The 13135-nt window shown below is 72.2% G+C and carries 10 protein-coding genes; 3 read left to right on the forward strand and 7 right to left on the reverse strand.

Annotation, left to right across the window (positions count from 1 at the left end):
• Positions 1-220: 220 nt before the first annotated feature.
• Positions 221-1846, reverse strand: coding sequence for a malate synthase A (aceB, locus tag ACY45C_RS02695; RefSeq protein ID WP_462186081.1), 1626 nt, complete (start codon positions 1844-1846; stop codon positions 221-223).
• Positions 1847-1929: 83 nt separating this feature from the next.
• Positions 1930-3189: a glutamate-5-semialdehyde dehydrogenase gene (locus tag ACY45C_RS02700; protein ID WP_462186082.1), complete on the reverse strand. Its 1260-nt coding sequence runs from the start codon at positions 3187-3189 to the stop codon at positions 1930-1932.
• A 238-nt stretch (positions 3190-3427) separates the two neighbouring features.
• Here ACY45C_RS02700 and ACY45C_RS02705 point away from each other — a divergent pair, with 238 nt between their 5' ends.
• Positions 3428-4615 carry an exonuclease SbcCD subunit D gene (locus ACY45C_RS02705; RefSeq protein ID WP_462186083.1) on the forward strand — a complete coding sequence of 396 codons (1188 nt, stop codon included), beginning with the start codon at positions 3428-3430 and terminating at the stop codon, positions 4613-4615.
• The gene (locus ACY45C_RS02710; RefSeq protein WP_462186084.1) at positions 4615-7746 is read left to right on the forward strand and encodes an AAA family ATPase; all 3132 of its coding nucleotides are present in this window, start codon (positions 4615-4617) and stop codon (positions 7744-7746) included. Before ACY45C_RS02705 ends, ACY45C_RS02710 begins: the two co-directional genes overlap by 1 nt.
• 217 nt (positions 7747-7963) lie before the next feature.
• Here the strand turns inward: ACY45C_RS02710 and ACY45C_RS02715 are convergent, their stop codons facing one another.
• From ACY45C_RS02715 to rplU, 5 genes are all read right to left on the reverse strand, one after another.
• Positions 7964-8326, reverse strand: a complete 363-nt coding sequence (locus tag ACY45C_RS02715) for a hypothetical protein (RefSeq protein ID WP_462186085.1) — start codon at positions 8324-8326, stop codon at positions 7964-7966.
• Between the two features lie 386 nt (positions 8327-8712).
• A complete protein-coding gene (proB, locus tag ACY45C_RS02720; RefSeq protein ID WP_462186086.1) occupies positions 8713-9828 on the reverse strand; it encodes a glutamate 5-kinase in 1116 nt (371 codons plus the stop codon).
• Between the two features lie 4 nt (positions 9829-9832).
• On the reverse strand, positions 9833-11431 hold the full coding sequence (gene obgE / locus ACY45C_RS02725) for a GTPase ObgE (protein WP_462186087.1): 1599 nt from the start codon (positions 11429-11431) through the stop codon (positions 9833-9835).
• Between the two features lie 186 nt (positions 11432-11617).
• Complete coding sequence (gene rpmA / locus ACY45C_RS02730; protein WP_462186088.1) at positions 11618-11884, reverse strand: 50S ribosomal protein L27; 267 nt, start codon at positions 11882-11884, stop codon at positions 11618-11620.
• A 5-nt stretch (positions 11885-11889) separates the two neighbouring features.
• A complete protein-coding gene (gene rplU / locus ACY45C_RS02735; RefSeq protein ID WP_462186089.1) occupies positions 11890-12207 on the reverse strand; it encodes a 50S ribosomal protein L21 in 318 nt (105 codons plus the stop codon).
• Positions 12208-12675: 468 nt separating this feature from the next.
• Here rplU and ACY45C_RS02740 point away from each other — a divergent pair.
• Positions 12676-13135, forward strand: a 460-nt coding sequence (locus ACY45C_RS02740; protein ID WP_462186101.1) for an MFS transporter, incomplete at its 3' end; no start/stop codon positions are given.

The raw sequence follows: 13135 nt of genomic DNA on the forward strand, positions 1-13135 counted from the left end.
CTTCATTACGTCCCCCTTCCGTCCCCGTGTCAGGCATCGCCCTGTCCATACTGCCAGGCTGGCGCCGCAGACGGGTGACTACGCCTTGCGCGCCGCCGTCCGCCGGGCGGATACCCGCGGGCTACTCATCGACCTGTTCGCCGCCGGTTCACCCGGGGATTCTCCCGAGGTGTTCGCCCGAAGTGTTCGCCCGAAGTGTTCGCCCGAGGTGTTCGCCGGTTCAGCCGATCCGCTCGTAGGCGGGAAGAGTGAGGAACGCGACGAAGGTCTCGCCGAGCGCCGTCTCCTCGAACACCGCCGCCGCGTCCTTCCAGCGGCCGTTGTCGAAGGCGGCGGCGCCGATGGAGAGCCGGATCTGGTCCAGCACCTCCGCCAGAGTGGTCCGGACCAGATCGGCCGTGACCGGACGGCCGTCGTCGAGCACGACCCCGGCGGCTATCCACTGGAAAATCTGACTACGGGAAATCTCAGCGGTGGCGGCGTCCTCCATCAGGTTGTCGATGCCGACCGCCCCGATCCCGCGCAGCCAGCTCTCCAGGTAGCGCACCCCGACGCTGATGTTCCCGCGGACCCCGGCCGCGGTGACGGAACCCGGAGTGTCGCGCACCGCCAGCAGGTCGCCGGCGCCGACCTTGACGTCGTCACGCAACCGGGTGAGCTGGTTCGGCTCGTCGCCGAGCACCGCGTCGAAGACCTCGGTACACACCGGCACCAGGTCAGGGTGCGCCACCCAGCTCCCGTCGAACCCGTCCGCGGACTCCCGCTCCTTGTCGGCGCGCACCTTCGCCAGGGCCGCGGCGTTGATCTCGGGGTCGCGCCGCGACGGGATGAACGCCGCCATCCCGCCGATCGCGTGCGCGCCGCGGCGATGACAGGTGGAGACCAACAGCTCGGTGTAGGCGCGCAGGAACGGCACCGTCATCGTCACGCCGTTGCGGTCGGGCAGCAGGAACTCCGTCGGCCGGGACGCGAACGTCTTGATGGTGGAGAACATGTAGTCCCAGCGGCCGGCGTTGAGTCCGGCGGAATGCTCCCGCAGCTCGTAGAGGATCTCCTCCATCTCGAAGGCGGCGAGCAGCGTCTCGATGAGGACGGTCGCCCGGATGGTGCCGACGGGCAGGCCGAGCTCGGCCTGCGCCGCGGTGAACACGTCGTTCCACAGCCGGGCCTCGAGATGACTCTCCAGCTTCGGCAGGTAGAAGTACGGCGCCACGCCCGTAGCCCGCAGGGCATGCGCGTTGCGGACCAGGTGCATCCCGGCGTCGAAGAGCGCGGCGACGATCGGCTCCCCGTCGACGGTGACGTGCCGCTCCGGCAGGTGCCAGCCGCGCGGGCGCACCACGAGCGTCGCCGTGGACTCGTCGAGCTCGTAACGACGGCCGTCGGGCGAGGTGAAGGCGAGCGTGCCGGCAACGGCCTCACTCAGGTTGTGCTGCCCGACGACCATGTTCGACCAGGTCGGCACATTAGCGTCCTCGAGGTCCGCCATGAAGACCCGGGCACCGCTGTTGAGCGCGTTGATGAGCATCTTGGCGTCGGTCGGGCCGGTGATCTCGGCCCGGCGGTCGACCAGCCCCGGCGCCGGTGACGCGACCCGCCAGTTCCTGGCCCGGATGTCGGCGGTCTGCGGCAGGAAGTCGAGGGTGGCCCCGGCGGCGATCGCGGCGCGGCGGGCGGCCCGGGCGGCGAGCAGTTCGGCATGCCGGCCGGCGAACGTGCGGTGCAATCCGGCGACGAAGGCCAGCGCGTCGTCGGAGAGCACCGCGTCGACCTGATCCGCGGTGAGTCCCGGCACGGTCCGCACCGCGGACACCCCGTGCACCGTCACCCCGTCCAACGAGCCCATACCTATTCCCTTCCCGGTTCCGTTGCGTCCCGGACGGCCCGATCCGGCGGGCCCGGTAACCCGGACCTCAGGTGACCCGGACCTCAGGTGACCAGATGCCCGTCGCCGACGCCGACCCACGTCGTCGAGGTCAGCTCGGGCAGCCCCATCGGGCCGCGGGCGTGCAGCTTCTGGGTGGAGATGCCGATCTCGGCACCCATCCCGAACCGCTCCCCGTCGGTGAAACGGGTCGAGGCGTTCACCATGACGGCCGCGCTGTCGCAGGTCGTGATGAACCGTCGCGACGCCGGCAGAGACCGGGTGACGATCGCCTCGGTGTGCCCGCTGCCCCAGCGCCGGATGTGCGCGACCGCGTCGTCGAGAGAGTCGACGACGGCGACGGCCATGTCCAACGACAGATACTCGGCCGCCCAGTCGTCGTCTGTGGCGGGCAGCACCCGCGGATCGACGGCGCGCACCGCCTCGTCGCCGTGCACGGTGACCCCGGCGTCGTGCAGGGCGGCCAGCACCCGAGGCAGGAACTCCCCGGCCACGCCAGCGTGCACGAGCAGGGTCTCCGCCGAGTTGCACACCGAGACCCGCTGGGTCTTCGCGTTGACGGTGATCGCAAGCGCCTGGTCGAGGTCGGCGTCGGCGTCCACATACACGTGGCAGTTGCCGACCCCGGTCTCGATGACGGGCACCGTCGACTCCTCGACGACCGCCCGGATCAGACCCGCGCCACCCCGCGGGATGAGCACGTCGACGAGCCCGCGCAGCCGCATCAGGTGCTTGACCGCGTCGTGGTCCACCCCGGGGACAAGCTGCACCGCGTCCGCCGGCAAGCCGCTCGCGACGGCGGCGGCGCGCAGCACCGCCACCAGCGCGGTGTTGGAACGCACCGCGGAGGCGCTCCCGCGCAGCAACGCGGCGTTGCCGCTCTTGAGGCACAGGCCCGCGGCGTCCACCGTGACGTTCGGCCGGGCCTCGTAGATGATCCCGACGACGCCGAGGGGCACCCGGATCTGGCGCAGCTCCATCCCGTTCGGCAGCACCCGGCCGCGCACGACCTCGCCGACCGGGTCCTCCAACGCCGCGACCTGACGCAGGCCGTCGGCCATGCCGGCGAGCCGGGCCGGGGTGAGGGTGAGCCGGTCGACCATCGCCTCGGCGGTGCCCGCCGCCCGCGCGGCAGCGACGTCCTCGGCGTTCGCGGCGAGAATCTCCGTGGAACGGGCGATCAACGCGTCGGCCATGGCGAGCAGCGCGCGGTCCTTCTCGGCGCGGCTACGCGGGGCCAGCAGGGCCGCCGCCGCCTTGGCACGGACGGCGCTGCCTCGGACATCCTCCGCAGAGGTGCTCATCTCGGGTCCTCCGTTAGGCGGGCGCCGCGGCGCTGCCCGCCGCTACGAGGCTACCGGTGGCACGGCGGTCGTGCCGTTCATCGCTCCTCACCCGCATCCGTTAACTACTCATCTACTTATCCCGTTATCCAGGTCCGCGACAGGCAGGGACGCGGAGGGTGATAACCGGAACAGCCAGAAAGGCGCGCAGTTCGGACCCCGTGACGATCATCTCGACGGGGTTGCCTACCGTGCTCGCATGCGTGCGCTGCACACGTCCGACTGGCATCTCGGGCGTGGCCTGTACGGTCACGACCTGATGCCGGCCCAGGCGGCCTTCGTCGATCATCTCGTCAACGTCGTCCGTTCCGAGGGCGTCGACGTCGTGCTCATCGCCGGCGACGTGCACGATCGGGCGATCCCGCCGGTGGGCGCGCTGGAGCTCTTCGACGAATCGCTCTCCCGACTGCGCGGCGCCGGCGCCCGGGTCGTGGTGATCAGTGGCAACCACGACGCGGCCCGCCGGCTCGGCGACAAGGCCGGCCTGCTCGACCCCCGCGTCCGCATCCGGACGGATCCGGCCGCGGTCGGGGATCCGGTCGTCGTCGAGGATCCCGCCGGGGCGGTCCGGGTATACGCGATCCCCTACCTGGAGCCGTCGGCGGCGAACTCCCAGCTTCCCGAACCGGCGCAGGCGCCATCCGGCTCGGGCGCCCCGGCCGCCGGGCTCCCCGCCGCGACGATGCACCGGGCGATGCACCGGGCCATGCACGCGGTGCGGGCCGACCTCGCACGGTATCCGGCTGCCCGGTCCGTCGTGGTGGCGCACGCCTGGGTCACCGGCGGGGCGGCGAGCGAGAGCGAACGCGACATCAGCGTCGGCGGAGTGGGCAATGTGCCAGCCCAGTTGTTCGAGGGGATCACCTATACCGCACTCGGCCATCTGCACCGGCCACAGGCGATCGCCCCGTCCGTCCGCTACAGCGGATCGCCACTGGCCTATTCCTTCTCGGAGTCCGGCGACGCGAAGGCGTCGCTGCTCGTCGAGATCGGTCCGACCGGGCTGGGGAACGTGACCCGGATCGGCGTTCCCGCCCGGCGGCGGATGGCCCTGCTGCGCGGCAGTCTTGCCGACCTCCTCACCGACCCCGCCCATACCCCGCACGAGGCCGACTTCGTCTCCGCCGTGCTGACCGACCCCATCCGCCCCATGGACGCCATGGCCCGGTTGCAGCGCCGGTTCCCCTTCGCCCTGCGACTCGCGCATGAACCGGAGACGGAACCCGACGAGATGCTCAGTTTCGGCCGGCGGACCCGGGGACGCTCGGAGCTGGAGATCGCCGAGGCCTTCGTCGCCCATGTGCGCAGCGCTCCCTCGGTTCGGGAACGTGCTCTGCTCGCCGAAGCCCTCGGCGCCGCCCGCCGGGCCGAGGAGGAAGTCGCCTGATGCGTCCCCACCACCTGACCCTGGCGGCGTTCGGCGCCTTCCCCGGCACCGTCGAGATCGATTTCGACGTCCTCGGCAGCGGCGGCCTGCTCCTGCTCTGCGGGGAAACCGGGGGCGGCAAGACGACGCTGCTCGACGCGGTCGGGTTCGCGCTGTTCGGCCGGGTGCCGGGGATGCGCGGGGAGGTCTCCGGGCCGCCGGACCTGCGCTCGCACCACGCCGCGGCATCCCTGCGGCCGGAGGTGACGCTGGAGTTCACGGTGGCGGCGGGACGCTTCCGGATCACCCGCAGCCCCGCCTGGGACAAGCCGAGACGCGGCGGCGGGACGACCCGCGCCCATCCGACGGCGCGGCTGGAACGGTTCGACGGCGCCGGCGGCTGGGAGATGGCCGCCACCCGCATGGAGGACGTCGGCCATGAGATCGACCTGCTCGTCGGCATGAGCGACAAGCAGTTCTTCCAGGTCATCATGCTCCCGCAGGGACGCTTCGCTGACTTTCTCCAGGCCGACCACGGTGCGCGCGAGAAGCTCCTGAAGCCGCTGTTCCACGTCAACCGCTTCGAGTACGCCGAGCAGTGGCTGCTGGACCGGGCAAAGATCGCCGCCGAACGGCTGGCGCTGGCCCGCGCTGAGCTCGACCGGGTGACCGCCCGGGTCTCGCAGGTGGCGGCCGTCGACGAGCCGGAGGATCCGACGGCCGACGCCGGCTGGGCCGCGGACCTCGCCGGGACCGCCGCGGCGGCGGCCATCTCGGCCGACGAGGCGGCCGGCGCGGCGGCAGCGTGGCGCACCTCGGCCGAGGAGGCCCTGGACCAGGCACGCGACCTCGCCCGACGCGTCGAGCAGCGCCGGATACTGGCCGCCCGGCAGGAGGAGCTCGCGGCACAGGCACCCCGGATCGAGCTGCTCACCACCGGGCTGGACGCGCCCCGCCGGGCCGCTGTCGTCGCGCCCGCCCTGGACGAGGTCCGCCGCCGCACCGCGGCGGTCCACCGGGCCGAGGCCGACGAACGCGACGCCCGGAACCGGCTCGGACGCCATCCATCCGGGCTCCTCCCCGGGGGAGAACCCGCCCCCTCCGGACCACTGCCCGAGGAGGCCACCGGGAGGCCTGCCGAGGCGCCTGCCGAGGAACTCGCCCGCCTGGCCCGCCTCGCCCACACCGAGACCGGGCGACTGGAAACGTTGACCGACACCCTCGCCGCCGCCGAGCGGGACGCCGAGGAGGCCACCGGGGCCGACCGGGACACGGCCGCCCACACCCGGTCCGCCGCCGAACTCGCCGAGGCGATCAGCGTCACGCTGCCCCGCGCCCGTGTCGAGGCCGAGGCCCGGGTGGAGGTCGCCCGGCGAGCCGGCGCCGCCCTACCCGGCCTGGTCGAACGGGCCCGGTGGGCCAAGGAGCTGGCCTCCGCCGTCCGGGAGGGGCGGCAGGTGCGGACCGTGGCCGACGAGGCCGAACGAGACGCATCCGCGGCCCGGACCCACGCATCCGACCTCCGGCGGCAGCGATTCGACGCCATCACCGCCGAACTCGCCGCCGCGCTTGTCCATGACACGCCTTGTCCGGTCTGCGGGGCCCTGGAGCATCCCGACCCGGCCGAGACCCGGGCCGATCATGTGAGCAAGGACGCCGAGACCGCGGCCGGGCAGGAGGCGGACCGGCTCGCCGACGCCGCGACGAGGGCAGGCCGGGCGGTGGCCCACTGGGAGTCCCGGGTCCGGGCGCTGCACGCCGACCTGGTCGGCCCAACGGACGGGGACGACCGCGCGGACCCGAACGACAGGGCGGACCCGGACGACCGCGTCGAGGCCGCCTTCGCCGAGATCCGCGCGCTTCCGGTCGCGACGCTGCTGGGCGGCTCCGAGGCGCCGGTCGCGGATCGGCTCGATGAACTCGCCGCCGTGCTGACCCACGCGGTCCGCGCCCGGACCCGGGCGGCTAAGAAGCTCGCCGCGGCGGAGGCCGCGTTGCGCGAGGTCCACGAGAACGAGAAGGAGACCGCGGCCCGCCATTCCGCCGCACGGACCGCGGCGCAGGCAGCCCGGGAACGCGCGGCGGACGCCCGGGGCCGTGCCGCCCGGCGGCTCGCCGGCGTTCCGGCGGAGCTATGCGACCCCGAGGCACTGGCCGCGCGCCGCCGTGCCGTCACCGCCCTCGCCGCCGATCACGAGGCCGCGCAGGCCGCGGCCCTGGCAGCCGAGCAGGCCCGGGCCGAACACATCCGCGCCGGGACGGCCGCCCTCGACCAGGCGCGGCAGGCGGGGTTCTCCGACCTGGACGACGCCGCCGAGGCCGTGCGGGACTCCGACTGGATGCGCCGCGCCGCGGACGAGGTCCGAGCCCATCGGGACGAGCTCGTCGCCGTCGGGGCCAGGCTGGCGGGCGAGGATCTCGCCGTCGACCCGGACACCGAGGTCCCGCTGGCCGACCACGAGACGGCCGTGGCCGACGCCCGCGAGGTCCACGAGAGCACGCTCGCCACGGCCGCACGCGCCCGGGAACGGGCCGAACGGCTGGCCGCGCTGGTCACGGAGTTCACCGAGAAGCTCACTACCCTGGATCCGCTGCGGGAGGCGGCGGACGAGCTGCGGGGACTCGCCGATCTGGCCGCCGGGCGGGGTGCCAACACCGAGCGCATGCCGCTGTCCAGCTTCGTGCTGGCGGCCCGGCTGGAAGAGGTGGCCGCTGCCGCCAGCCATCGGCTCGCGGCGATGAGCGGCGGCCGGTTCACTCTGGTGCACGACGCGGGGGAAAGCCGCGACAAGCGCCGGCGCGCCGGCCTCGGGCTGCTGGTCGACGACGCCTGGACCGGCCGGCGGCGCGACACCGCCACCCTGTCCGGCGGGGAGACCTTCCAGGCGGCGCTGTCACTGGCCCTCGGGCTCGCCGACGTCGTGACGGCCGAGGCGGGAGGCCGGCGGATGGACGCGCTGTTCATCGACGAGGGTTTCGGCACGCTCGACCCGGACAGCCTCGACGAGGTGATGACCGTCCTCGACGAGCTGCGTTCCGGCGGCCGGCTCGTCGGCGTCGTCAGCCATGTCACCGAGCTGCGCCAGCGCATCCCGAACCAGATCCGGGTCGTCAAAGGGGTCGGCGGCAGCCGGGTCGAGACCACGTCCTGACCCGGACGCACCACTGACCCGGACACACTGCTGGCCCTAACACACCGCTGGCCCGGATACACCACTACTCGGCCGGCCTAGCCGGGAAAACCGCATCCCAGGCCAGGACCCGGGATCGGGAAACGGCCACCACCGGATTCCGGTGGTGGCCGTTTCGGCATTGCCGGACGGACCAGGGATCGGATCATTTCATCGAGTCTTCAACGGAGATGTCCGGCTACGAGAACAGGTTTATGGTGACCGACTTTCCACTGAACGGTCTCTGGAGGGGGAAGGTACGGCTGTAGTTGTCCGAGTTGTCGGAACACTGGACGCTGAAGGTGGCGCTTGTGCCGGCCACCGGAACCTGCTGGAGGCTCAGGCTGTAGAAGCCGCCGGCGCCGACGCCGGACGAGTCGAACTCGCCGGCCGTCGTGCGGACCGCCACGCCCACCGCGGCGCTGGCCGGGCACCTGGCGACGCCGCCGATCAAGACGTTCGAACTGTTCAGATCCGCGCTCGCGGGAAGGGCCGATGCCAGCGTCAGCGCGCCGGCGGCTCCGGCCGAGGCGAGGAGACCCACGGTCTTACGCATTCTCATGACGAAATAACCTCTCTCAACAGATGCGACCTCTTGCCCGCCGAGGGAAGGTTACCCGACTCCGGAAACGTTATTCGCCGCCGTCGCCTTTTTTTGCGCCGAGGCCTTTTCAGTTTTATCGGCGACTTTCCGGGTAGCCGGGGCGGAATGCCGAGAGAGAGCTGTTGATGGGCTCTCTCGAATTCCGGGAAACGAGGCACGATAGTCGCCGGTTTCCACTGGAATATCGCCGTCCAAGCCATCCTCTCCAGCCGATATGTCTAATTATATGGATGGCTATCTGGACGGCCTTGTCCCGGCCGGGAAACGGCTCGTCCCGGGCCGGGAAACGGGCCGGCGCGCCTGGCTGGCACCTCAGCCCGGGCCGGGTGAGATAGCCGGCCGGGTCAGCGGGCCGGCAGCAGCAGCACGAGGTCGTCGCGGTGGACGATCTCACGTTCGTACGACGGTCCGCGTTCCATGGCGAGGTCGGCCGTCGAACGCCCGAGCATCACGGGCAGCTCCGCCGCGTCGAAGGCAACGAGCCCCCGCGCCACGGACCGCCCGTCGGGGTCGACCAGGTCCACCGGGTCCCCGGCGGCGAAGTCCCCCTCCACGCCGGTTATCCCGGCGGGCAGCAACGACGCCCGCCGCCGTACCACCGCGGCCACCGCCCCGGAGTCCAAGTGCAGCCGGCCCTCGGGGGCGGTCGCGTGCGCCAGCCAGAGCAGGCGGGAGGCCCGACGCGGCCCGGTGGAGTGGAAGACGGTGCCGACCTCGTCCCCCCGCAGCACCGGTGCGGCGTTCGCGGCCGAAGTGATGATCGCCGTAACGCCGCCGGAGGCCGCCATCCGGGCTGCCTCGATCTTGGTGGCCATCCCGCCGACCCCGACACCGGCGGTACCCGTGCCCCGGGCGGTCAGCCCGTCCAGGTCGGTGTCCGAACGCACCTCGCGCACCATGGTCGCCGGGCCCAGCCGGGGGTTGGCGTCGTACAGGCCGTCCACGTCAGACAGGAGCACCAACAGGTCCGCCGACACGAGATGGGCGACGATCGCGGCGAGCCGGTCGTTGTCGCCGACCCGGATCTCCTGAGTAGCCACCGCGTCGTTCTCGTTGATGATCGGGATGACGTCGAGCTCGAGCAGCCGGTCGAGCGCGGTCCGGGCGTTGCGGTAGTGGGTGCGGCGGATCACGTCGGTCGCCGTCAGCAGCACCTGGCCGACCTGGTGACCGGCCCGTCCGAACGCCGCCGCGTAGCTGTGTACGAGCGAGCTTTGGCCGACGCTCGCCGCCGCCTGCTGGGTGGCGAGGTCACGCGGCCGCCGGGCCAGGCCGAGCGGGGCGAGACCCGCGGCGATGGCCCCGGAGGACACCAGCACCAGTTGTTGTCCGGCCCGGGGCAGCACCGCGGCCACCAGCGCCTCGAGCCGGTCGGCGTCCAGACCGCCGACAGCCGTCGTCAGCGAGGACGAACCGACCTTGACGACGACCCGGCGCGCGTCGGTCACGAACGGACGCACGCCTTCATCCTTCTTCTTCTCCTCGTACCGCCGGTTCTCCTCGTACCGCCGGGTCGACGGCGACGGCGGCGACGGCGGCGCGGCGAGCCATCCGTTCGGCCCGGGTCAACCGCACCGAGGCCCGCAACCGGTCGTCGGTCCCGCGCGGCCCGAGGGGCACTGGGGAACCCGTGTCCCCACCTCGGCCGGGTGACGGTGCCGCACCGGAGGCCGCGGTGCCGGCCGGCCCGCGACCACCCAGACCGGTCTCGGCGAGCCCGTCGCCACCCGGCTGATCATCGCCGCCCAGCCCGCCGTTACCCAGCCCGCCGCCGCTCAGCGTCGGCTCCCAGTCGAACGTGACCTCGCCGATGGTCACCTCCACTCCCGCGGTGGAGCCGAGGCGGGCGAGCTCCTTCTCCACGCCGAGGCGGGCGAGCCGGTCGGCGAGAAAGCCGATCGCCTCGTCGTTGGTGAAGTCGGTCTGCCGCACCCATCGCTCGGGCTTCGACCCGATGATCAGGAAACCGTCGCCGAGGGGGCGCACCGTGAAGTCGGGCTCGTTCACCGCGCGGGGACGCAGCACGATGCGGGTCGCCGCCCGGGCCGGCGCGGCCGCCCGGTGCTGGGCGACGATGTCGGCCAGGGCCAGGGACAGCGCGTGCACGCCACGTCGGGTCGCGGTACTCACCGCGAAGACCGCGAGGTCACGGGCTCGCAGCTCGGGGGCGACGAGCTCCGCGAGCTCCGCGGCGTCCGGAATGTCGATCTTGTTGAGGACGACCAGCCGGGGACGGTCAGACAGATCGGCGGAGTAGGCGGCGAGCTCGGCCTCGATGACGTCGAGGTCGGTCATCGGATCACGGCCCGGTTCCAGGGTGGCGCAGTCCAGCACATGCACGATCACCGAGCAGCGTTCGATGTGCCGGAGGAACTCCAAGCCCAGCCCGCGTCCCTCGCTGGCGCCCGGTATCAGGCCGGGGACGTCCGCGACCGTGTAGGGCGGATGATCACCCGCCTGCGCCACACCGAGATTGGGCACCAGCGTGGTGAAGGGATAGTCGGCGATCTTCGGCTTGGCCGCGCTGAGCACCGACACCAGGGAGGACTTGCCGGAGCTGGGAAAACCGACGAACGCGACGTCGGCCACGGTCTTGAGTTCCAGCACGGCGTCGAGCTGCTCCCCGGGCTCGCCGAGTTCGGCGAACCCGGGGGCCTTGCGGCGGGCCGACGCGAGCGCCGCGTTGCCCCGCCCCCCACGGCCGCCGCGGGCCAGTACGAACGCGCTGCCCGGTCCGACCAGGTCGATGATCTGCTCGCCGTCCTCCGTCAGCACGACGGTCCCGTCCGGCACCGGGAGGACGAGGTCCGCACCGTCCGCACCGTGCCGGTTCGACCCCTGGCCGGGGCGTCCCCGGGAGGCGCGCTGATGCGGATGGAAGTGGAAGTCGAGCAGGGTGGTCACGCTCGGGTCCACCACGAGGCGGACGTCACCACCCCGGCCGCCGTCACCGCCGTCCGGCCCGCCCAGCGGCTTGAACTTCTCCCGGTGGATGGAGGCACAGCCATGACCGCCGTCCCCGGCCGCCGCGTGCAGCACCACCCGGTCGACGAACGTCGGCATCACCGCCTCCTCTCCACATCCCTCCCCGCGAGTCCCTCCCTGCGAGAGACGCACCAAAGCCGCGCAACCACGCTCGGCAGGGCGGTGGTACGCGCGGCTGCTGACGCACCGGTGATCGCCGAGATCGCCACCTGACGGCGGCCCAGGCCACGCTGTCGAACCGACAGCGTGGCCTTGACGACCAGATCAGGCGGGTACCGCCGCCTCGGCCACCACATTCACGACCCGACGGCCCCGCCGGTGACCGAACTGCACGTGCCCGGGCGAGAGCGCGAACAGCGTGTCGTCCTTACCGCGCCCGACCAGCTCACCCGGGTGGAAATGGGTCCCGCGCTGACGAACGATGATCTCGCCGGCCTTCACGTACTGACCGCCGAAACGCTTCACGCCCAGCCGCTGCGCGTTCGAATCCCGCCCGTTGCGCGAGGAACTCGCGCCCTTCTTGTGCGCCATCCCGCTCAGGCCTTCCCGGTCTCGATGCCGGTCACCTTGAGACGCGTCAGCTTCTGGCGGTGACCCTGGCGCTTGTGGTAGCCGGTCTTGTTCTTGAACTTGTGGATCCGGATCTTCGGACCCTTGACGACGCCGACGACCTCGGCGGTGACCGCGACGGACGCGAGAGCGTCAGCGTCGTGGGTGACCGACTCGCCATCGACGAGCAGGAGCGCCGGAAGGTTCACGGCCGCGCCCGGCTCTCCGGGAAGGAGCTCGACGTCGACGACATCGCCGACGGCGACCCTGTGCTGCTTGCCGCCACTGGCAACGACCGCGTACACCAGATCTCCCTGCTGTTGTTATGCCGCTGTGACCGCACGGAACCCGGAACGGCGTTCCCCGCGGAGCTTTGGGTGCGCATGGGCCGCGATCGACCGGAACGCGGCCGATCGGCGGTCATTCAGCGAGCATTGCCCGATAGCGAGCATCGCTCAGTCCGGATGAGCATGCGGACTCCACCTTACAGGTCATCGGGAGTGGGGCGAAGGACCGCCCGCCGCATACCGCCCATTCCGTCCCGCGCATCCCCCGCATGGCAGTCACGCATCCCGCACGCGACGGGGCCCCGCCGGGCGGATCTCATCGCGGCTCCTCGCCCCGCTCATCCGGGTCATATCCAGGGATGACCCGGACGGGCCATGGTGTAGGCCGCCGAGGAGGGAGAAGCATGGAACGTCCACATGGCGGAGTTCCACGATGGATCGTGAGGCTTCGACGCCGGGAATGAGATCGCGTCGGGGGTGACGAGGATGTACTGGCAGCTGGTGGTCTGGGCCGCAGGAGCCGGTACCGCCGTCGCTCTGGCCGTCGTCTGCCGCCCGGCGGCCACCGCCGCCCGTCGTTATGGCTCGGTTCCCGGCACGGTCCCCGCCGCGACGGGCGCGCTGACCGTGCTGGTCGTCGTCGGTCTCACTCTCACGGCCTTCGCCGGCCTACCGCCCTGGGCAGGCGCCTGTTGGACGCTGGGCACCGCGGCCGCGGCCGGATGGATCGCGCTGCGCCGACGGGGTCCATCCGCTTGGGGGTTGCCCGATTCCGGGACGGAAGGCCGGCCGCCCGGTGGTCTCGAGGCGGGAGACGCAGGAGACGCGGCCGACCCCGCCGATGCGGCCTACACGGCCGACGAGCCGGTCCTACGCGGTCGGATGAGCCCGAGCCTCGCCGATCAGGACGATCTGGTGCAGTCGCTGACCATCGCCTCCTATGCCC

The sequence above is a fragment of the Frankia sp. CcWB2 genome (assembly GCF_977927585.1).

Bases quoted from the DNA above. Each gene is read 5' to 3' on its own strand.
- ACY45C_RS02700 (WP_462186082.1), bottom strand. From the start codon at position 3,189: ATGAGCACCTCTGCGGAGGATGTCCGAGGCAGCGCCGTCCGTGCCAAG.
- ACY45C_RS02710 (WP_462186084.1), top strand. From the start codon at position 4,615: ATGCGTCCCCACCACCTGACCCTGGCGGCGTTCGGCGCCTTCCCCGGC.
- ACY45C_RS02715 (WP_462186085.1), bottom strand. From the start codon at position 8,326: ATGAGAATGCGTAAGACCGTGGGTCTCCTCGCCTCGGCCGGAGCCGCC.
- aceB (WP_462186081.1), bottom strand. From the start codon at position 1,846: ATGGGCTCGTTGGACGGGGTGACGGTGCACGGGGTGTCCGCGGTGCGG.
- ACY45C_RS02705 (WP_462186083.1), top strand. From the start codon at position 3,428: ATGCGTGCGCTGCACACGTCCGACTGGCATCTCGGGCGTGGCCTGTAC.
- obgE (WP_462186087.1), bottom strand. From the start codon at position 11,431: ATGCCGACGTTCGTCGACCGGGTGGTGCTGCACGCGGCGGCCGGGGAC.
- rpmA (WP_462186088.1), bottom strand. From the start codon at position 11,884: ATGGCGCACAAGAAGGGCGCGAGTTCCTCGCGCAACGGGCGGGATTCG.